The organism is Thioclava pacifica DSM 10166, from assembly GCF_000714535.1.
Lineage (GTDB): Bacteria > Pseudomonadota > Alphaproteobacteria > Rhodobacterales > Rhodobacteraceae > Thioclava > Thioclava pacifica.
In genome coordinates this window covers 374,897-394,977 of the sequence record NZ_AUND01000001.1, presented here as the reverse complement: position 1 = coordinate 394,977, position 20,081 = coordinate 374,897, and the positions used below count along the sequence as shown (strand labels likewise).

Sequence of the window (20,081 nt, the reverse complement as noted above, 5' to 3'; positions counted from 1 at the left end):
GGCGCGGCCCGGGGCTAGTCGCCCCGCGCCCATCAAGGCACCCGTGCCCATCTTCGCTCACGCAGCCCCCTGCTCCGCCTCGTCTTCCTCTTCCGCCGACTGGCGCGCCCACATCGCCGCATAGCGCCCGCGCTGCGCCAGCAGCTCCTCGTGGCGCCCGCGCTCGACGATCTCGCCCTTCTCCAGAACGATGATCTGATCGGCATCGGCAATCGTGGACAGACGGTGCGCGATGGTGATCACCGTGCGCCCCTCGCCCATCGCCTTGAGGCTGGTCTGGATATCGCGCTCGGTCTGCGTATCGAGCGCCGAGGTCGCCTCGTCCAGCAGCAGGATCGGCGGGTTCTTCAGGATCGTGCGCGCGATCCCCACCCGCTGCTTTTCGCCCCCAGAAAGCTTCAGCCCGCGCTCGCCCACGGCCGTGTCATAGCCCTCGGGCAGGCTCATCACGAAATCATGGATCTTCGCAGCCTTTGCGGCGGCCACGATCTCGGCCTCGCTCGCATCGGCGCGACCATAAGCGATGTTGTAGCGGATCGTGTCATTGAAGAGGACCGTATCCTGCGGCACCACGCCGATCGACTGATGCAGGCTCTCCTGCGTGATGTCGCGCAGGTCCTGACCGTCGATCTCAATCCTGCCGCCCGTCACGTCATAGAAGCGGAACAGCAGCCGCCCGATCGTCGACTTGCCCGAGCCCGAGGGCCCAACCAGCGCCACCGTCTGCCCGGCGGGCACGTCGAAGGAGATCCCCTTCAGGATCGGCCGCGTGCTGTCATAGTGGAACTCGACCTGCTCGAAGCGGATCTCGCCGCCTTTCACTTTCAAAACATCTGCGCCCGGTTTGTCCTCGATCTCGGCGGGTTGCTGCAGCAGATCGAACATCTCGCCCATATCGACGAGCGCCTGCCGGATCTCGCGATAGACCGTACCGAGAAAGCCCAGCGGCATCGTGATCTGGATCATATAGGCCTGCACCATGACGAAATCGCCCACCGTCAGCGTGCCCGCCTGCACCTGCATCGCGGCCATGACCATCACCGTCACAAGCCCGGCCGTGATGATCAGCGTCTGACCCGCATTGAGGGCCGCCAGCGATTGCCCGGTCTTCACCGCCATCGCCTCGTAGCCCTTCATCGACTCGTCGTAGCGCTCGGCCTCGCGCTTGGCGGCGCCGAAATATTTCACCGTCTCGAAGTTCAGAAGGCTGTCGATCGCCTTCTGGTTCGCCGCCGTATCCGCCTGGTTCATCGCGCGCCGGATCGCGACCCGCCATTCGGTGACCTTGAAGGTGAACTTGATATAGGCGGCGATGGTCACGATGACGACCGCCGCATAGCGCCAGTCGAAAACCACCGCGAAGATGATCGCCACCAGCGTCAGCTCGAGGATCAGAGGGCCCACCGAGAATAGCATGAAGCGCAGCAGAAACTCGACGCCCTTCACCCCGCGCTCGATGATCCGGCTCAGCCCCCCGGTCTTGCGCGTGATGTGATAGCGCAGGCTCAGCTGATGCATATGGGTAAAGGTCTGAAGCGCCAGATGGCGCAAGGCGCGCTGCGCCACCTTCACGAAGATCGCATCGCGCAGCTCGCCGAAGGCCACCGTCATCAGCCGCGCCATGCCGTAAGCGATCGTGATCCCCACCGCGCCAAGCCCCAGCGCCCAGGCCGGGTTCGCCCCCGCGTCACCCGAGAGCGTGTTGACCGCCGCGCGATAGACGAAGGGCGTCGAAACCGAGATGATCTTGGCGATCACCAGCATTACCATCGCGAAGATCACGCGCCGCTTCACCCAGGGCGCTTCATGCGACCAGAGGTAGGGCAGCACCGCGCGGATCGTGCGCCAGCCGCGGGCACGCTCGTCAGCATTCATCTTGCCCGTGGTGGTGATCTGTGACGGAGGCATCACGCCCCTCCTCTTCTTCTTGACGAAAATATCTCGGGGGCTTCCGCAGGAAGCGGGGCAGCGCCCCTCCACGCGGGAAACCTGCGCGCAACCTAGCGGCTGGCGGGGCGAAGTCCAGCCTCGCGATCGCCCTGTGCGTTACTGCGCAGCGGCTCCGGACGCGCTGCCGGGGGCGGGAATGGTGAAGACCTGCCCCGGGTAAATCAGGTCCGGGTTGCGGATCTGGTCGCGATTGGCATCGAAGACCCGCACATAAAGAACGCCATCGCCATAGACCTCGCGCGCGATCGCCCAAAGCGTATTGCCCTCGACGATCTGCACCACTTTCACCGCATCGCCTGCGCCGCCCGCCTGCGAGACAGCTTGCGCCTCGGCCCCGGCAGGTCCCGCAGCGCTTGCGACGACGATCTGGTCGGGCTGGTCGAACTCGGTCTCGGCCCGCGCGATCACCGTGCCCGTGCCGTCGCGCGCATCGATCCGCAGCTTGTGCTTGCCCGTCCCGAGCCCCGGCAGACCGAGCACCCAGCGCCCGTCCGCGCCGGGCTTGGCTTCGGCGACGAGCGTATCGTCGAGATAGGCGGCCAGATCCGAGCCCTCAGGCGCGCCCCGCCCTTCGCTGCGCGCCGTCTCGCCCGCACCGAAGGAGATTGTGTCGATCACCAGCGCCTTGCTGGCCGGCGCAAGCACGCGTGCGCCCTCGGCATCTGCCACGATCGGGGCGGCAGGTTGAGCGGCGACTTCGGTTGCCTTCGCATCCGTGGAACTCGCGGCTGCGGCGACCGCCTCGGGCTGGCCACGCAACACCAGTGTCTCCGCGCTTTCGCGGGTCTGGCCATCCGCGCCCGTCACCTTGAGCGAAAGCGCGCGCGGATCGGTCACCGGGGGCAGGTCGAAGAGCGCGACGAAATTGCCCGCGCCATCGGCCTGCACCTGCGACACCGATTGACCGTCGACAAGGATATCGACCTTCGCGCCGGGATCGGTGCGCCCGGCCAGCGTGACCGAGCCGTCAGGGGCCGCACGCAGGGCATCGAACTGGACCGTGGCGAGATCGCTGCTCTCGGCTTGGCTTTCGGGAGCCGCATTTTCGGCAACCTGCTCCGCGTCAGAGGGGGCAGCCTCGGCACTCTGCTCGCGTTCGGGCGCATCGCTTGCCACGCTTGGCTCCGACGCAGGCGCGGTGCCGGTCGCAGGCGCGTCGGCCGGTGCCGCGACCGGAGCTTCTGCCGTCTGAGCCTCGGGCTGCGGCGCAGGCGCCTCACCCGGGCGTGACAGCGCCCAGATCACCAGCCCCAGCACCACCAGCACGACCGCAACGGCACCGCCCTTGAGCGCACCGCCCGTCCCGGCGCTCTTGGCGCCAACTTTCTCGTGTTCGGTCATCCCCGCCCCTTTTTCGATCCCGTCCGATCCCTGCCCGACGCCGCGCGATTTGTCCCTCTCGAGCGGCTTTGTTCCCGGGTCACTTGAGCGAACTTAGCAACCCCGCTATCACCGCTCAAGAACTGCCTTTTCCTCTGGAGCCGCCGCCATGACCCATCCCCGTTCCGTCTGTGTCTATTGCGGCTCGCGCGCCGGCGCAAAACCTTCCTATGCCGCCGCTGCGAAGGCGACGGGGGCGATGCTCGCGGCGCGGGGCTGGCAACTGGTCTACGGTGCAGGCGATGTCGGGCTGATGGGAGAGGTCGCGCGCGCCGCCCAGGATGCGGGCGGGCGCACCTTCGGCGTGATCCCCGAGCATCTCTTTCCCCGCGAGGTCGGCAAGCGCGACCTGACCACCTTCGTCGTCACCGAGACGATGCACGAGCGCAAGAAGGTGATGTTCATGAATGCCGATGCGGTGGTGGTCCTTCCGGGCGGCGCTGGCTCGCTCGACGAGCTGTTCGAGGTGCTGACCTGGCGCCAGATCGGCTTGCATGAGAAACCGATCTTCCTGCTCAACACCGATGGCTACTGGGCCCCGCTCGCCGCGCTGATCGACCAGATCGTGACCGAGGGGTTCGCCGATGCCTCGCTGCGCGACATGCTGGTGATGCTCGACGACGTGGACATGCTCGAAACAGCGCTCGTCTCGGCTTTCGCCTAAACCGCTTTCGCTGGACGCTTCGCGCGCAGGTTGACGCTCGAATAGGCTGCAAGCGCCGTCCAGATCAGCCCCAGCGCAATCGCATGCCAGATCGTGACCGGCTCTCCGAAGGCCAGGGTTGCGACCGAGAATTGCAGTGTCGGGTTGAGATACTGCACCAGCCCCACCGTTGCCATCTTCACCCTCTGCGCAGCATAGGCGAAGAGCAAAAGCGGCGTGCCGGTGAGCGGCCCCGAGAAGACCAGAAGCGCCGAGGTCTTCCAGTCGCTTCCGAAATGGCCCGCATCGACCGCCCCACCCCACCAGCCGTAATGGAACCCCGCCAGCACCACGATCGCCACCGGCGACAGCAGCAACACCTCGGCGCAGACCGACACCATCGGCCCCGCGCGCAATCCCTTCTTGATCAGCCCATAGGTGCCGAAAGTGAAGGCGAGGATCAGCGAGACCCAGGGCGCCACGCCAAGACCGAGCGTCAGCACCACGACCGCCAGCGCCGCCAGCCCGACAGCGGCCCATTGCAGCGTGCTGAGCGCCTCGCGGTAGATAACGAACCCCAAGAGCACCGCGACGAGCGGGAAGATGTAATAGCCCAGGCTCGCCTGCACCGCATGGCCCGATTGCACCGACCAGATGAAGGTGAACCAGTTGGCCGAAATCATCAGCGCGGCGGTGGCGATCACCAGCGTGCCGCGTCCGCGTCGCTCCGCAAGCGCACGCCAGATCTCGGCGAGCCGTCCCTTGAAAGCGAGGATCACCGCGAAAAAGGCAAAGGACCATAGAGTACGATGCGCCAGAACCTCAATCGGCGGCACCGCATCGAGCATCTTGTAATAGAGGCCCGACAGACCCCAGATGACGCAGGCCGCCACCATCGCCCAGAAGCCCTTGACCGCCTCGTTCATTCCGCGCCCCTTCCACTAACCGCGCGAAATTGACCGATCGGACAGGGAAAGGGAAGTGCCCCGCGCGCGAACCTGTGCGCATTTTCACGAACTAGTTCTGCAATCGCTCACAGCATCGAGAGCCCCCGATTTCTCAATTTCCTTCCGCCGCCCAAGATTTCGACGATTTCGGCTGGTCCGTGACAGAGATGCGGCTGAGCTATGGCGCGCGTCGTCCGGTTTATCTCGTGGTCGCGGGCGTGTCGCTCTCGTTTCTGGTCCATGGGAGGGAGACCGAGGGCGCGCGGCACGTGATGAAATGCCTCTCAGGCGGCTGGGCGGCCGGGATCGTGGTGATCAACGCGGGGGGATATTAACTTAACGACGGGCTCACGCGCAGCTTTCTGCTCCATCTTCGCACCAATCGCATAACCCGCCATTCCGATGTGATCTTGCAAGCAGGCCTCGCCGCGCAAGGCGCGGCAATCGCCCTAGCGGGCGGTCCAGGCAAGGATTTCGACTGATCGCAGGGCCGGCCGTTCGGGCGTATCGCAAGCTGTTCGCTTTGACTTGAGCTGTTGGCCCCTCACTCTGTTCCGCGCGAGCGATCCCGATATCGGGTCCCTCGCGCAAGGTCTCAAGAACAAAAAAGCTGATCCGAAGGTCGCTTCAGTTGCTCCACACTGGCCCTCAGACCGCCTCGATCTCGTCTTTCACCAGTTTCTCGATCTCGTCGATCGGGTGATTGGTGAGGGTCTTGTCGATCTCGGCCACAAGAATATCGGCAACGCTCTTGTGCAACGAACGCCGGACCTCACCGAGGATGCGCGGCGCAGCGGCAAGCACGAGCCGCTCGATCCGTCCCTGCTGAACCATCCGCAACAGCGTCTCGGCCAGATCATCGGCAAAGCGCATTTTCGCAAGCTCGTGCCAGTCGGTTTCCTCCAGCGCCGAGCGGTGCCCCGGCCCGGTATCGGCCATGCGCCCGGGCCTGTCGCTGCCCTGCGCCCGATCGGAGGGGTTTTCCTGAGCGTCGATGCGCTGCACCACCAGCTCGGGATGAACGGTATCGGCGACATTTTCTAGAAACAGTGCCTTCTCGCCATCCGCGATCACGACCCAGGTGCCCTTGGTCAGTTGTTTCATCATATCTCCTCCTTTTCGTCCTTGTCGCCACGGTCAGACCGTGAGACCCGCCTAAAGCGACAGCCGACCTGCGTGCCTTCGCCAACGCATCTGCTGATCGGGGCGGTTTCGCGGGCCTGTGGGTGGCCCGCTGCACCTCACGGTTTCCGCGGCCCTGACGCCCGGACCCTCCCCGGTCGCGCGCGTGTGCTCTGAAGCGGCCTCGCTCCATGGTGCAATTCTCCGCCCGGGGGCGATGCGATGTCAAGAAACGCGTTGACGCAGGGGCAAGCGCATATGGGCGACACCTGTCACGCGTGGTCGGGGGCAGACTTGGCCGGGGCGCCGCGCATAGGTCCTTCAAAACAAAAAGGGCGCCCCGACGGGACGCCCTTCGTAAACCGGTCGCAGCGCGCGAATTACAGGCGCGAGGCGACGTTTTCCCAGTTCACCAGCTTGTCGAGGAAGTTCGACAAGTAGGCCGGGCGCTTGTTGCGGAAATCGATGTAGTAGGAGTGCTCCCACACGTCGCAGCCCAGAAGCGCGGTCTGGCCGAAGCAGAGCGGGTTCACGCCGTTCTCGGTCTTGGTGACCTTGAGCGAGCCGTCGGTGTCCTTGACGAGCCATGCCCAGCCCGAGCCGAACTGGCCAGCGCCGGCGGCGGCGAACTCTTCCTTGAACTTGTCGACCGAGCCGAAGCTCTCGACCAGCGCCTTTTCCAGCTCGCCCGGCATCGCTTTGCCGCCCGGACCCATCATTTCCCAGAACTGGGCGTGGTTCCAATGCTGCGAGGCGTTGTTGAAGATGCCGTTCTGGGCAACCGCACCGGCCTGGTAGGTGCCTTTGACGATCTCTTCGACCGACTTGCCTTCCCACTCGGTCCCGGCGATCAGCTTGTTGCCGTTGTCGACATAGGCCTTGTGGTGCAGGTCGTGGTGATATTCGAGGGTTTCCTTCGACATGCCGAGATCCGCAAGCGCGTCGTGGGCATAGGGAAGATCGGGAAGTTCAAAAGCCATGATGTCCTCTCTTGGTTCGAAGGTTCGTATGTCAAACCCTAAAGAAGCGCTGGCGGTTCCGAGGTCAAGCCCGTTTTCCGAGTGAAGGCCTCAGGTTTTGCGCTTCAGCGAGAGCGCGATCCCCCCGATCACGAGGGCTGCGGCCAGCCAGAACCGCGCCGAGGGCGTCTCTGCCAGCACAACCGCCCCGCCCAGCGCCGCGATCAAGGGCACGGAGAGTTGAGCGATCGCAGCGAGGCTCGCGGGGATTTGCGGCAACACACGATACCACAGTGCATAGCCCAGCCCCGAGGTCACGGCCCCCGAGAGGATCGCGGGCAGCCAACCCCAGCTTGCCCCCTGCCCCCAATCGCCCGCACCCAGCATCCAGATCAGCGCAAGCGGCGCGGCCAGCGAGAAATTGAGCGCGGTGGCGATCAGCGGATTGCCCGCGCGCCGCCCGTTGAGCGAATAGAGCCCCCAGCCGATCCCGGCGAGCGCCATCATCGCAAAGCCTCGCGGGTCGATATGGGCCGCGCCAGAGGCGGGCAGCAGCAAAACCGCCAGCCCCGCGAAGGCCAGCCCCGCCCCGATCCAGCGCCAGCGCGAGATCGGCTCGCGCATCCACAGCGCGCCCGCGAACATCGTGATCTGCACCATGCCGAACAGCGTCAGCGCGCCGACGCCCGCATCGATGAGCCCGCTCGCGATGGAAAAGCCGAAGATATAAAGCGCAAGAGTTGCCACCCCGGCCCCGAGAATGGCGGGCGGCAGGCGTAGCCCAGCGGCCCCTTTCGCCCGGATCGCCAGCGCCAGCAGCACCAGTGCGCCTGAGCTCAGACGCACGAAGCCCGTCGCCGCTGGTCCCCAGCCCGCATCATGCACCGCCATCCGGTTCAGCACCGAATTGGCGGCGAAGGCGATCATCACGAGAGCGGTGAGGGCGAAGAGGCGCATCCCCAAACCGTCGCAGCGCCGCGCGGCGCTGTCCAGCACGACCTTCGTGCGAAGGGAAAACACCGCCACCGGGCCCAGCCCTATACATCGAGAGAACGTTGACGCACGATGACATGGCCACGCATCGACTTGGCCAAACATTGACACGAAGGAGCGAGATCATGGCGAAGAAAGCCAAAATCAAGGAGCTGAAAAAGGAAGTGAAGACACGCAAGGCCAAGGTAAAGCGTCAGGAAAAGAAGCTGAAAGCTGCGAAAAAGGCCCTCAAGAAAGCCTCGTGAACTCGCGCCCCGGCGCAATGAAAAAAGCCCGGATCGTTCGGATCCGGGCCTTTTCTTTTTTCCTGGCGACCGCGCAGTTCAGTCGCGCGTGTAGAGCCCTTCATAGATCGGCACCAGCGTGTCGGTCTCGAAGAGCGACGACACCGAAGTGCCCGACCAGGTGTTCAGGATCGCCTGGGCAAACATCGGCGCTGTCGGCACGATGCGGATATTCGGGCAGGCTTTCACGGCGTCGGTCGGCTCGATCGAGTCGGTGATCACCAGCGATTTCAGCGCCGAATTGGTCACACGCTCGACCGCCGGACCGGAGAGAACGCCGTGCGAGATATAGGCATGCACTTCGGTCGCGCCGTGCTCCATCAACAGGTCGGCGGCTTTGCACAGCGTGCCGGCCGTATCGACCATGTCGTCGACGATGATGCATTTCTGCCCCGACACATCGCCGATCACCGTCATGCCCGCGACCTCGCCCGCCTTCTCGCGGCGCTTGTCGACGATCGAGAGCGGCGCCTCGATCCGCTTGGCCAGTTCGCGCGCCCGCGCCACCCCGCCCACGTCCGGCGAGACGACCATCAGGTCATCCATCTGGCCCTTGAAATTGTGCAGGATATCGAGGGCGAAAACCGGCGAGGCATAGAGGTTGTCCACCGGAATGTCGAAGAAGCCCTGGATCTGCGCGGCGTGCAAATCGAGCGTCAGGATCCGGTCCACACCGGCTTCGGTCAGCAGGTTCGCCACCAGCTTCGCCGAGATCGGCGTACGCGCCTTGGTGCGGCGGTCCTGACGGGCATAGCCGAAATAGGGGATCACGGCGGTGATACGATCGGCCGAGGAACGTTTCAGCGCGTCGGTGATGATCAGCAGTTCCATCAGGTTGTCATTGGCCGGGTTCGAGGTCGGCTGGATGATGAACATGTCCTCGCCGCGCACGTTCTCGTAGACCTCGACGAAGATCTCCTGATCGTTGAAACGCTCGACCCGGGCATCCACCAGACCGACCGACATGCCGCGATGCATCGACATGCGCCGCGCGATGGCCTGGGCGAGCGTGCGGTTCGCATTGCCGGAGATGAGCTTGGGTTCGGTGACGACGGACATGGGGCAGCATTCCTTCGAAAGTGTCGTGCCGGGAGGGGACCGGCGGGATTCGCTTGATTGCGCCTGCCTTAGCACCGGGGTAGCGTGGCGGCAATTTGCACCGTCAAGAAAGTGTTATGAATGGCACGGATCGACTACTTTTTCGGCGTCTTCAGCCCTTGGGCCTATCTCGCCGGGCTGCGTCTGGAAGAGATTGCCGCGCGCCACGGGGCCGAGATCACCTATAAACCGCTCGATCTTCTGGGGCTTTTCGACCGCACCGGCGGCGTTCGCCCCGCCCAGCGCCACCAGAGCCGGATGGATTACCGCATGCAGGAGCTCAAGCGCTGGTCGGCCAAGCTCGGGATGGAGATGAACTTCACCCCGCCCGGCTATCCGCCGAACCCGGCCCCGGCATCCTACGCGATCATCGCCGCGCAAAAGGCGGGTGGTGGCGATGTCGGCGGATTGGTCCATGCGATCCTGCGCGCCTGCTGGGCGGAGGACAAGGACATCGCCTCCGATGAGGTGATCCGCACGGCGCTCGAGGCCAATGGCTTTGACGGCAATCTGGTCACCACCGGGCTGTTCGACGGGGCCATCGCCTACGAGCGCAACCTCGAGGAAGCGGTGGAGCGCGGCGTCTTCGGATCGCCTTTCTATGTCGTGGCCGAGACGGACGAGCGGCTCTGGGGCCAGGATCACCTGCAATTTCTCGACGAACATCTGGGAACGCTCTGAATGCCGCGCGATCTGAGACAAGGTGCCGAAGTTTTCTGGCAAAGCTTCGGTCACGGCGACCGGCCGGCCATCGCAATTCATTGCACGCTGGGGTCCTCCAATCTCTGGGCCGGGGCACTTGGGCCGCTGGCGAACGAGATCAGCGCCTTCGCCTTCGACCAGCCCGGTCATGGACAATCCGCACCCTGGCGGGGCGATCCTGCCGAACCGGGTGCGTTCCAGACGCAGGTCACGCGGATCGCGGCGAGCTTCATCGAGCGCCCGGTCGACCTGATCGGTCACAGTTTCGGCGCCTCGGTCGCGCTGCGCATCGCGGTGGGCGCACCCGAAGCCGTGCGCTCGCTGACGCTGATCGAGCCGGTTCTGTTCGCGGCGCTCCCCGAGACCGATCCCGACTGGATCGCCCTGCGCGCCAAGCAGGACCATTTCGAAGAACTGATGGCCGCGGGCGATTACGAGCCCGCAGCGCGCGGTTTCATGCGCGACTGGGGCACAGGCCAGCCATGGGAGAGCTATTCCGAGGCCCATCGCGAGCGCTTCATCGCCTCGATGCCGATGGTCGAGAATATCTCGCGCGCGAATTTCGAGGATCCGGCCCGTATCGCACGCCCCGATGGGATCGAGCAGATCGACGCGCCCGCGATGATCATTCACGGCGACCGCTCGCCGCCGACCATGCCGAAAGTGGCAGAGGCGATCGCCGCGCGACTGCCGGATGTGGGCGTCGCCTGTGTCGAGGGTGCGGGGCACATGCTGCCCGCGACCCATCCCGAGCATTGCGCGAGCCTGATCGCCGCCAATCTGGAACGTAGCTGACCCGATGGCCAAGGCATCCGCACTCTTTCGTTGCTCCGAATGCGGGGCGAGCCATGCCAAATGGTCGGGGCGGTGCGACGCTTGCGGCGCGTGGAACTCGATCCATGAGGAAGCACCGCTCTCGGCCACGCCCGGATCGGGGCTGAAAGGCGCGAAGGGCAAGGTGATCCCGCTCACCGCGCTCGATACGAAGGAAACGCCACCGCCCCGCGCCCAGTCGGGCATGGTCGAGCTCGACCGGGTTCTGGGCGGCGGGCTCGTTCCGGCCTCGGCGATCCTCGTGGGGGGCGATCCGGGGATCGGGAAATCGACGCTTCTGCTGCAAGCCACGGCAGCTTTCGCCCGCAAGGGTTTGAAGGCGCTCTATATCTCGGGCGAGGAAGCGGCGAGCCAAGTGCGGATGCGGGCGCAACGCCTTGGCCTCGCGGATGCGCCGGTGGGATTGGGCGCGGAAACGAGCCTGCGCGACATCCTGACGACGCTCGAGGCCGAGCGCCCCGACCTCGTGATCATCGATTCGATCCAGACCATGTGGTCGGACAGTGTCGACAGCGCGCCCGGCTCGGTCAGCCAGCTGCGCGCCGCCGCTCACGAATTGGTGAGCTTCGCCAAGCGGCGCGGCACGGCGGTGATCCTCGTCGGTCACGTCACCAAGGAAGGCCAGATCGCGGGTCCGCGCGTGATCGAGCACATGGTCGACACGGTGCTTTATTTCGAAGGCGAGCGCGGTCACCAGTTCCGCATCCTGCGCGCGGTGAAGAACCGCTTCGGCCCAGCCTCCGAGATCGGCGTGTTCGAGATGACCGGATCGGGACTGGCCGAGGTCGCGAACCCCTCGGCTCTGTTTCTGTCCGAGCGCGGCCAGCCCGCGCCGGGATCGGCCGTTTTTGCAGGGATTGAAGGCACGCGCCCCGTGCTGACCGAGATCCAGGCGCTGATCGCGCCCTCCTCTCTGGCCAGTCCCCGACGTACCGTTGTCGGGCTCGATTCGGGGCGGATCTCGACCATCCTCGCGGTGCTGGAATCGCGTTGCGGCATCCCCTTCGCGGGGCTCGACGTGTTTCTCAATGTCGCGGGCGGGATGAAGGTCGTGGAGCCCGCCGCCGACCTCGCTGCAGCCGCCGCACTTCTGAGCGCGCGCGAGGATGTGGCGCTTCCGGCGGATATGGTTATTTTCGGCGAAATCAGCCTGTCGGGCGCGCTACGCCCGGTCGGTCAGGCCGAAAACAGGTTGAAAGAAGCGGCAAAACTTGGTTTTTCACAAGCGATCGCGCCGTCGGGAACGAAAGCCGAGGGTTCGAGCGGGATGGCATTGCGCAAGCTGGGCGATCTCGTGACCTTTACCGGGGAGATGTTCGGCGCCGGATAGTGCCGACAACACAGGAGCGCAAATGGACGGGTTCACCATCGTCGATGCCATCGTGGCGGTCGTCATCATTCTCTCGGCGATCCTCGCCTATTCGCGGGGCTTCGTGCGCGAGGGGCTGGCCATCGTCGGCTGGATCGCCGCCGCCGTGGTCGCCTACATGTTCGCCAACGAGGCGCGCCCGCTGGTGCAGCAGATCCCCGGCCTCGACAAGTTCATCGGCCAGAGCTGCGAGCTGGGCATGATCGGCGGCTTCGCCGTGGTCTTCGCCATCGCGCTCGTCGTGTTCTCGATCCTGACCCCGCTTTTCGCCTCCGCCGTGCAGCGCTCGGCGCTGGGGGGACTCGATCAGGGGCTTGGCTTTCTCTTCGGCGTACTGCGCGGAGTAATCCTCGTCGCCGTGGCCTTCGTGGTCTACGACCGCGTGATGAACAATGACCGCGTCGCAGTGGTGGACGACTCGCGCTCGGCCAAGGTGTTCTCACGCATGTCGGGCCAGCTCGACGAATCGATGCCCGCCGACGCACCGGGCTGGATCGTGGGCCGCTACGAACAGCTCGTTTCGGCCTGCCCGGCCCCCGGGGGTGCGACAGATGCGCCCGCGCGCACCGACGAATTGCCCCCTGCGGGCAATTGATGACAAATGGATGACGGATTTGCAGGCGCGAGGGGTTAACACCTCTCGCGTTTCGCATTAAATGGGCCCGAGTGCCCGACCCCCGCACATCTCGGAGCTGCCGCCATGTCCTGCCCCGCCGCCCAGAAGGCCCATTACGCCCATCCGTTCGATGACGACAAACTCAAGGAAGAGTGCGGCGTCTTCGGCGTCGTCGGCGTCACTGATGCCGCGAATTTCGTCGCCCTCGGCCTGCATGCGCTTCAGCATCGCGGTCAGGAAGCCGGCGGGATCGTCGCCCATGATGCCGAAAAAGGGTTCAACTCGGCCCATCGCTTCGGCTACGTGCGTGACAACTTCACCAAGTCGAGCCTGATGGAGACGCTGCCCGGCGATCTCGCGATCGGCCATGTGCGCTATTCCACCGCCGGATCGAAAGCCGCGGTGATCCGCGACATCCAGCCTTTCTTCGGCGAGTTCTCGATGGGCGGCGCGGCTGTCGCACATAACGGCAACCTGACCAATGCCGATGCGCTGCGCCGCGAGCTGATCGAGCGCGGTGCGATCTTCCAGTCCTCCTCGGACAGCGAATGCATCATCCACCTGATGGCGCGCTCGATCCAGCGCAAGCATGCCGACCGGATCGCCGATGCGTTGCGCCGCGTCGAGGGGGCCTTCTCGATCGTCGCGATGACCCGGACCAAGCTGATCGGCGTGCGCGACCCTCTGGGCGTGCGCCCGCTGGTGATGGGTCGGATCGGCGATAACGGCTATGTTCTGAGCTCGGAGACCTGCGCGCTCGACATCATCGGCGCCGAATTCGTGCGCGAGATCGATCCAGGCGAGATGGTGGTCATTCAGGATGGCCGGATCGAAAGCTCGCGCCCCTTCGGCCCCTCGACCGGCCGTTTCTGTATCTTCGAGCATGTGTATTTCTCGCGCCCCGACAGCATCATCGGCGGTCGCTCGGTCTATGAGACCCGCCGTGCGATCGGCGTGGAACTGGCGCGCGAGGCACCTGTCGATGCCGATCTGGTCTGCCCCGTGCCTGATAGCGGCACGCCCGCCGCGATCGGTTTCAGCCAGGAAAGCGGTATCCCCTTTGCGCTTGGCATCACGCGCAACCAGTATATGGGCCGCACCTTCATCGAACCGACCGAGCAGATCCGCAACATGGGCGTGCGTCTGAAGCTCAACGTCAACAAGTCGCTCATTCGCGGCAAGCGGGTGATCCTGGTCGACGACTCGGTCGTGCGCGGCACCACCTCGCGCAAGATCAAGGACATGATCCTGGATGCGGGCGCCAAGGAGGTGCATTTCCGCATCGCCTCCCCGCCCACCGCCTGGCCGTGCTTCTACGGCGTCGACACGCCCAACCGTGACAAGCTGCTGGCCGCCAAGATGACCGAGGACGAGATGCGCGACTGGATCTCGGTCGACAGCCTCAAGTTCATCTCGCTGGGCGGTCTCTACCGCGCTGTCGGCGAGGCCGAGGGCCGCAACAATGCCTGCCCGCAATATTGCGACGCCTGCTTCTCGGGCGAGTATCCGATCACGCCCTCGGACCAGATCGAGAAGGGCTTCGAGATGAAGGCCGCCGAGTAAGGCTTTTCAATTTCAGGAAATTTCCCCGTCGAAGCCCCGCTTCGGCGGGGTTTTTCTTTGTTGCAGAGGGCCGTGGCCGCGTCGAGCCCGGGCAGCGCACGACCGCCCCTCGGGCGGGCGCTAGGGGGACGCAGACGCACGGATCGAGGCTTTCCGGATCTGGCAAAGATAAAGCGATGACCACGGAGGTTGCTGCGCCTCCCCGGCGCTCGGGGCAACCCTGCGATTGAGGCGGCCGACACGGGCGGCGCTCTGCGCCAACCTACTCTTCCTGGCAACCGCTCAGCAGGGTCTGGCTCTCCCCATCCTCAGCCACCCAGTCGAGCATCGCGCCCGTCCCCTTGGTCCACCAGACATAGCCCGCAGCACCCTCGCCATCCTCGGCATATTTCGCGCCGTCAGCAGAGCGAACATGGTTCATCACCACCATCCGCCCTTCGAGCATCAGCACGACGCGCTGCGGGTCGCTGTCATTGAGATAGGCGGCGGGCACGCGGGCACCGCGTTCGCACAGATAGGTGCGGGTGATGACCGGGTTGATCTCGCTCGTGGCGCTGTTCAACGGGGCGAGCTTTTCCGGTGCGACGCTGTCCTGCGCGGTCGCGGGCATGGTGAAAGCCGCGAGAGAGATCGCCGCGACAGTCAGATGGTTCACACCTCGTCCTCGACCCTGTCCGCCAGCGCCTCGGCACGCGCCGCGATCTCGGCGAGCGTATCGGTGACTTCGGCGGGCACCACCGGCACCTCGACCTGCGGCGGGTTGGCCTGCAATTCGTCGATCTTCGCCTGCAACTCGCCCAGACGGTTCTGCGCCTCGCGCAGCTGATCCTCGATCCCGGCCGCCTTGTCGGCCAGCATCAGCCCCGACATCAGAAGCATGCGCGGCTCGGGGATTCGGCCGATCTGGCCCAAAAGCACCTGCGCCTCGGCATCGAGCATCGCTGCGGCCGAGCGCAGGAAATGCTCCTCCCCTTGCTGGCAGGCCACGTCGAAATCGCGCCCGCCGATCGAAATCTTCAGCTCAGGCATCCTCGGCCTCCCCGCTTGCGCCCTCGATGATCGGGTCGAGCCCGGCGATGATCTGCTCAAGCTCGGCGCTCTCGCTGGCGCGGGCCGCGCGCAGGGCCTGCAGCTCCGCCATCAGCGCCTCTTCCGAGAAGGCCACGCCCTCATCCATCAACTTGCGATTGGCCGCGATCAGCGCCGCATTCGCCTGCTTGAGCGCCGCGACTTCCTTGAAAGCCGCTTCCTGCGCACGCACGGCGGCGCCGTATTTGCGCTCCATCGCGTTGAGCGTCGTGTCCTGCTTCTCGCGGATCGCACGCACGCGCTCGGAAAGCTGGCTATTGGCCTCCTTCTCGGCGTCAAGCGCGGCTTTCAGCTCAGCGATCTCGGCCGGGTCGGCGGTTGCGGCGGGCGCAGTCTCGGGAACAGGCTCGAAGGCTGCCTCCGGAGCCGGTTCAGGCTCGGGAGCCACCGCCCTGTGCTTGAGCGCCTCGACCCCGCGCCCGATCCTCTCGAGAGCGAAAGCGATGCGGCGTTCGTATTCGGCAATCTCGCTCATACGCGCCTCCTCGTCCTCAACCTTCCCGCTCACCTGCCGAATCGCGTCCGGGCGGCGGGTTTCGCGCAGTTTAACCCCGTTCCCGGAGCCAAGCCCACCCTTTTACCCCAAGCACTTGTGGCCCGCGCTTGATCTTGTGCCGATCCCTGCTATCAGGGGCTCGAACCCTTTATGCTGCCCCCCGAAAGGACACTCCATGGAGATCGAAGAGCTGCGCGCCGCCCATCCCGAACACTGGAAACTGGCCTCGGCGATCCGGGCGCTGGCGATGGACGCGGTACAGGCCGCGAATTCCGGCCACCCGGGCATGCCGATGGGTATGGCCGATGTCGCGACCGTTCTGTTCCAGAACCACCTGAAATTCGACGCGAAAGCTCCGAAATGGGCCGATCGCGACCGTTTCGTGCTTTCGGCCGGTCATGGTTCGATGCTGCTTTACGCGCTGCTCTACCTGACGGGCGACGCGCAGGTGACGCTCGATCAGATCAAGAATTTCCGCCAGATGGGCGCGAAGACCGCCGGTCACCCGGAAAACTTCCTGCTCGACGCGGTGGAGACCACCACCGGCCCGCTCGGCCAGGGCATCTCGACCGCCGTCGGCATGGCGATCGCCGAGGAAAGCCTGCGCGCGCAATGGGGCAAGAAGATCGTCGATCACCGCACCTGGGTCATCGCGGGCGACGGCTGCCTGATGGAGGGCATCAGCCAAGAGGCCATCGGCCTTGCCGGGATGCAGGAACTTTCGAACCTGATCGTGCTGTGGGACAATAACGACATCACCATCGACGGGCGCGTGTCGATCTCGGACAAGACCGATCAGCACAAGCGTTTCGAAGCTTCGGGCTGGACGGTCTTCGCCTGTGACGGGCATGATCCGGTCTCGATCGACGAAGCGCTGAGCAAGGCGAAGAACGCCAAGGGTCCGGTTCTGGTCGACTGCAAAACGATCATCGGCTTTGGCTCGCCCAACAAGGCCGACAGCTACTCGGCCCACGGCGCACCGCTTGGCGACGAGGAGATCGCGCGCACCAAGGCAATCTACGGCTGGGATTACGGCCCGTTCGAGATCCCGGCGGATGTGAAATCGGCCTGGGAAGCGATCGGTTCGCGCGGCGCGGCTGAGCGCGGCGAATGGGAAGAGCGCTTCGGCAAGCTCTCCGCCAACAAGCAGGCAGAGTTCACCCGCATCATGGACGGCGGTGTGTCGAAGAAGCTCACCAACGCGATCCGCAAGTTCAAGAAGGAACAGGCCGAGGCCGCGCCGAAGGTTGCGACCCGCAAGGCCTCCGAGATGGTTCTGGGTGTGGTCAATGGCGCCTGCCCCGAGACGCTGGGCGGCTCGGCCGACCTCACCGGCTCGAACCTGACGAAATCGGCGGGGATGGAAGTCTTCAACCCGGCAAACCGCAAGGGTCGCTACATCCATTTCGGCATCCGTGAGCACGGCATGGCAGCGGCGATGAACGGGATGATCCTGCATGGCGGCGTGCGCGCCTATGGCGGGACGTTCTTCTGCTTCACCGATTACGCGCGCGGCGCGATGCGCCTGTCGGCGCTGATGAAGGTTCCGGCCGTCTATGTCATGACCCATGACAGCATCGGTCTGGGCGAAGACGGCCCGACCCACCAGCCGGTCGAGCATCTCGCGATCTGCCGCGCGACGCCCAACACGCTGACCTTCCGCCCCGCCGACGTGATCGAGACCGCCGAGGCCTGGGAAATCGCGATGGAGCAGCAGGGCACGCCTTCGGTTCTGGCGCTCAGCCGTCAGAACCTGCCGACGCTGCGCACCGAGTACAAGCCGCAAAACCTCACCGCGCGCGGCGCTTACGTGCTAGCCGAGGCCGATGGCAAGCGTCAGGCGATCCTGATGGCGACCGGCTCGGAGGTCGAGATCGCGCTCAAGGCCCGCGAGATCCTGCAAGCGCAGGCGATCGGCACCCGTGTCGTCTCGATGCCCTGCATGGAGCTGTTTGCCCAGCAGGACGAGGGCTATCGCAAGCGCGTGCTGCCGCCGAACTCGGTCCGCGTGGCCGTCGAGGCCGCCGTGCGTCAGCCCTGGGATCGCTGGCTTCTGGGCGAGCGTGGCCGCGAGGCCAAGGCGGGCTTCGTGGGCATGGACCGCTTCGGCGCCTCGGCCCCCGCAGGTGAGCTCTACGAGAAGTTCGGCATCACCGCCGAGGCCGTGGCCGAGAAGGTCAAGAGCCTCCTCTGATGGCTCTGCCCGGCATTAAGGCAACAGCAAGGGGGCCCGCCGTGGCCCCCTTAACACATCCAGCTCCCGATCATCCGGGGTTGGGGGTGGCCTTCATGCTGAGCGCCTTCTCGATGCTGACCCTGATGGATGCTTTCGCGAAACTGCTGGGCGAAGGCTACCATCCGCTGCTGATCGTCTGGGCACGTTTCGCGGTGAATGCGGTCGTGCTGGCGGCGATCTATCGTGGCAGCCTGCCCGCACGGATGCGCAGCGCGCAACCCGGTCTGCAACTGGGGCGCGCACTGTTCCAGATGGGCGCGATCGCAGCCTTCTTCTTCTCGCTTCGCCATGTGCCGCTGGCCACCGCCACCGCACTTGGTGATCTGAACCCGGTCATCGTGACGCTCGGCGCGGCGCTCTTTCTGGGCGAGCGACTGGGCCTGCACCGGATCTTCGGCATCGTGGCCGCCTTCGCAGGCGCGATGATCATCCTGCGCCCGGGCTTTGGAGGGCTGCATCCGGCGGCGCTACTGGCGCTTCTCGCGGCCTTCAGCTTCGCGGGCGCGGTGCTGCTGACCCGCCACCTGCGCGGCGATGGTACGGCCACCTCGCAGCTCTGGTCCTCGCTTACGGGCTTTGCGATCTCCTCGCTCGCCCTGCCCTTCGTCTGGCAACCTATCGCGCTTGGCGATCTCTGGGTCTTCGCCGCCCTCGGCCTTGCCGGGAGCCTGTCGCAATTCCTGCTGATCCGCGCTTTCTCATTGGCCGAGGCCTCTACGCTGGCGCCCTTCGGCTATTCGGGGCTGCTCTTCGCCTCGTTCTGGGGCTGGCTGATGTTCGACCAGCTGCCCGACGGCTTCACCATTGCCGGGGCGCTTGTGATCGTGGGGGCGGGCCTCTATGTCTGGTCGCGCGAGCGTCGTGCCGCACGTCTGAGCAAGTCCTGACCGTTCCAAACGATGAAGAACCGCAGCGCCACCCTGTCCGACCGTGTCTCGAACGCCCTTTTCGTGGCGGTGATGCGGATCGTCCAGCGGATGCCCTACGAGAAGCGTATCCCGGCGGCAGGCAAGCTCGTCGCACGCCTGGCACCCTTTCTCGGCTTCACTCGCAAGATCCGAGAAAACCTTGCCATCGCCTGCCCGCATCTGAGCTACGAAGAGGTCCGTCACCTGCAACGCGCTGTCCCCGACAGTCTGGGCCGGATGCTGGCCGAGATCTATTCGGGCGAGGAATTCGTGGCCCGCGTGCGCGACCTGCCGATCGAGGGACCGGGGGCGGAGACGCTGGAACGCGCCCATCTCGAGCACCGCCCCGTGGTGCTCGCGGCCGGCCATTTCGGCAATTACGACGCCTGGCGCGCGGCTCTGGTCGGGCATGGCTACCGGGTCGGCGCGATCTACCGCCCGATGAACAACCCGATCTTCAACGAGCAATATGTCTCGACGATCTCCGCCATCGCCGAACCGCTCTTCTCGCGGTCGCGCCGGGGTTTGGGCGACATGATGAAATTTCTGCGCGATGGCGGGATGGTGGCTTTCGGCTTCGATCAGCATTTCAACCGGGGCGCCGAGCTGAGCTTTTTCGGCCTGCCCGCCTTCACGCCGCTCTCGGCAGCCGAAATGGCGCTGAAGATGAAGGCCGATCTGGTGCCGATCTACGCGATCCGCCAGCCCGATGGGCTGAATTTCAAGATCTACGCGGACAAGCCCGTGCCGCATAGCGATGCAGAGACGATGACGCAGGAGCTCAATGACGGGCTCGAGGAGATGATCCTCAAGCACATGGAGCAATGGCTCTGGATCCACCGACGCTGGAAAATGAAGAAATCCGGGAAAAGGACATAAAACGCGCGAGGCC

General features: G+C 65.1%; 20 protein-coding genes. 10 read left to right on the top strand and 10 right to left on the bottom strand.

All coding sequences use genetic code 11. The features are described from left to right. Window positions 1-57 precede the first annotated feature (57 nt). Both TP2_RS01755 and TP2_RS01750 read right to left on the bottom strand, forming a co-directional pair. On the bottom strand, window positions 58-1,908 hold the full coding sequence (locus TP2_RS01755; protein WP_038072679.1) for an ABCB family ABC transporter ATP-binding protein/permease: 1,851 nt from the start codon (window positions 1,906-1,908) through the stop codon (window positions 58-60). A 138-nt stretch (window positions 1,909-2,046) separates the two neighbouring features. Next, window positions 2,047-3,291: a LysM peptidoglycan-binding domain-containing protein gene (locus TP2_RS01750; protein ID WP_038072675.1), complete on the bottom strand. Its 1,245-nt coding sequence runs from the start codon at window positions 3,289-3,291 to the stop codon at window positions 2,047-2,049. A 148-nt stretch (window positions 3,292-3,439) separates the two neighbouring features. Between TP2_RS01750 and TP2_RS01745 the strand changes: the two genes are divergently transcribed. Next, the gene (locus TP2_RS01745) at window positions 3,440-3,994 is read left to right on the top strand and encodes an LOG family protein (RefSeq protein WP_038072674.1); all 555 of its coding nucleotides are present in this window, start codon (window positions 3,440-3,442) and stop codon (window positions 3,992-3,994) included. Here TP2_RS01745 and rarD read toward each other — a convergent pair. Further along, the gene (gene rarD / locus TP2_RS01740) at window positions 3,991-4,899 is read right to left on the bottom strand and encodes an EamA family transporter RarD (RefSeq protein ID WP_038072670.1); all 909 of its coding nucleotides are present in this window, start codon (window positions 4,897-4,899) and stop codon (window positions 3,991-3,993) included. The genes TP2_RS01745 and rarD overlap by 4 nt on opposite strands. Before the next feature lie 179 nt (window positions 4,900-5,078). Between rarD and TP2_RS18380 the strand changes: the two genes are divergently transcribed. Next, on the top strand, window positions 5,079-5,255 hold the full coding sequence (locus TP2_RS18380; RefSeq protein ID WP_157617014.1) for a hypothetical protein: 177 nt from the start codon (window positions 5,079-5,081) through the stop codon (window positions 5,253-5,255). A 313-nt stretch (window positions 5,256-5,568) separates the two neighbouring features. On the opposite strand, the gene TP2_RS01735 is transcribed toward TP2_RS18380, so the two are convergent. The 4 genes from TP2_RS01735 to TP2_RS01720 form a co-directional block, all read right to left on the bottom strand. After that, window positions 5,569-6,024 carry a baeRF12 domain-containing protein gene (locus TP2_RS01735; RefSeq protein WP_038073318.1) on the bottom strand — a complete coding sequence of 152 codons (456 nt, stop codon included), beginning with the start codon at window positions 6,022-6,024 and terminating at the stop codon, window positions 5,569-5,571. Between the two features lie 398 nt (window positions 6,025-6,422). Continuing rightward, the gene (locus TP2_RS01730; protein ID WP_038072668.1) at window positions 6,423-7,022 is read right to left on the bottom strand and encodes a superoxide dismutase; all 600 of its coding nucleotides are present in this window, start codon (window positions 7,020-7,022) and stop codon (window positions 6,423-6,425) included. Between the two features lie 90 nt (window positions 7,023-7,112). After that, window positions 7,113-8,027: a DMT family transporter gene (locus TP2_RS01725; RefSeq protein WP_338065273.1), complete on the bottom strand. Its 915-nt coding sequence runs from the start codon at window positions 8,025-8,027 to the stop codon at window positions 7,113-7,115. 290 nt (window positions 8,028-8,317) lie between these two features. After that, a complete protein-coding gene (locus TP2_RS01720; RefSeq protein WP_038072666.1) occupies window positions 8,318-9,337 on the bottom strand; it encodes a ribose-phosphate pyrophosphokinase in 1,020 nt (339 codons plus the stop codon). A 120-nt stretch (window positions 9,338-9,457) separates the two neighbouring features. Between TP2_RS01720 and TP2_RS01715 the strand changes: the two genes are divergently transcribed. The 5 genes from TP2_RS01715 to purF all read left to right on the top strand — a co-directional run bounded on the left by TP2_RS01715 (window position 9,458) and on the right by purF (window position 14,460). Beyond that, a complete protein-coding gene (locus TP2_RS01715) occupies window positions 9,458-10,057 on the top strand; it encodes a 2-hydroxychromene-2-carboxylate isomerase (protein ID WP_038072664.1) in 600 nt (199 codons plus the stop codon). Then, entirely contained in the window at window positions 10,058-10,873 is an 816-nt protein-coding gene (locus TP2_RS01710) for an alpha/beta fold hydrolase (protein ID WP_038072662.1), read from the top strand. A 4-nt stretch (window positions 10,874-10,877) separates the two neighbouring features. Beyond that, window positions 10,878-12,242 carry a DNA repair protein RadA gene (radA, locus tag TP2_RS01705; protein WP_038072660.1) on the top strand — a complete coding sequence of 455 codons (1,365 nt, stop codon included), beginning with the start codon at window positions 10,878-10,880 and terminating at the stop codon, window positions 12,240-12,242. 22 nt (window positions 12,243-12,264) lie between these two features. Then, window positions 12,265-12,876, top strand: a complete 612-nt coding sequence (locus tag TP2_RS01700) for a CvpA family protein (RefSeq protein ID WP_038072658.1) — start codon at window positions 12,265-12,267, stop codon at window positions 12,874-12,876. Window positions 12,877-12,981: 105 nt separating this feature from the next. Then, window positions 12,982-14,460, top strand: coding sequence for an amidophosphoribosyltransferase (gene purF / locus TP2_RS01695; protein ID WP_038072655.1), 1,479 nt, complete (start codon window positions 12,982-12,984; stop codon window positions 14,458-14,460). 262 nt (window positions 14,461-14,722) lie between these two features. On the opposite strand, the gene TP2_RS01690 is transcribed toward purF, so the two are convergent. Genes TP2_RS01690 through TP2_RS01680 form a run of 3 tightly spaced genes read right to left on the bottom strand, consistent with a single transcriptional unit; the run spans window position 14,723 to window position 16,024 of the window. Continuing rightward, a complete protein-coding gene (locus TP2_RS01690; protein ID WP_051692105.1) occupies window positions 14,723-15,115 on the bottom strand; it encodes an MliC family protein in 393 nt (130 codons plus the stop codon). Then, entirely contained in the window at window positions 15,112-15,489 is a 378-nt protein-coding gene (locus tag TP2_RS01685; RefSeq protein WP_038072653.1) for a cell division protein ZapA, read from the bottom strand. The genes TP2_RS01690 and TP2_RS01685 overlap by 4 nt, the downstream gene beginning before the upstream one ends. Next, entirely contained in the window at window positions 15,482-16,024 is a 543-nt protein-coding gene (locus TP2_RS01680) for a hypothetical protein (RefSeq protein WP_038072651.1), read from the bottom strand. The genes TP2_RS01685 and TP2_RS01680 overlap by 8 nt, the downstream gene beginning before the upstream one ends. Window positions 16,025-16,220: 196 nt before the next feature. On the opposite strand from TP2_RS01680, the gene tkt reads away from it, so the two are divergent. From tkt to TP2_RS01665, 3 genes are read left to right on the top strand one after another with little or no spacing between them, the layout of a single operon-like run. Then, complete coding sequence (gene tkt / locus TP2_RS01675) at window positions 16,221-18,239, top strand: transketolase (protein WP_038072649.1); 2,019 nt, start codon at window positions 16,221-16,223, stop codon at window positions 18,237-18,239. Next, entirely contained in the window at window positions 18,239-19,168 is a 930-nt protein-coding gene (locus TP2_RS01670) for a DMT family transporter (protein ID WP_084713772.1), read from the top strand. Before tkt ends, TP2_RS01670 begins: the two co-directional genes overlap by 1 nt. A 12-nt stretch (window positions 19,169-19,180) precedes the next feature. Then, window positions 19,181-20,068 (top strand): lysophospholipid acyltransferase family protein, encoded by an 888-nt coding sequence (locus TP2_RS01665; RefSeq protein ID WP_038072642.1) that lies wholly within the window; start codon window positions 19,181-19,183, stop codon window positions 20,066-20,068. Window positions 20,069-20,081 lie beyond the last annotated feature (13 nt).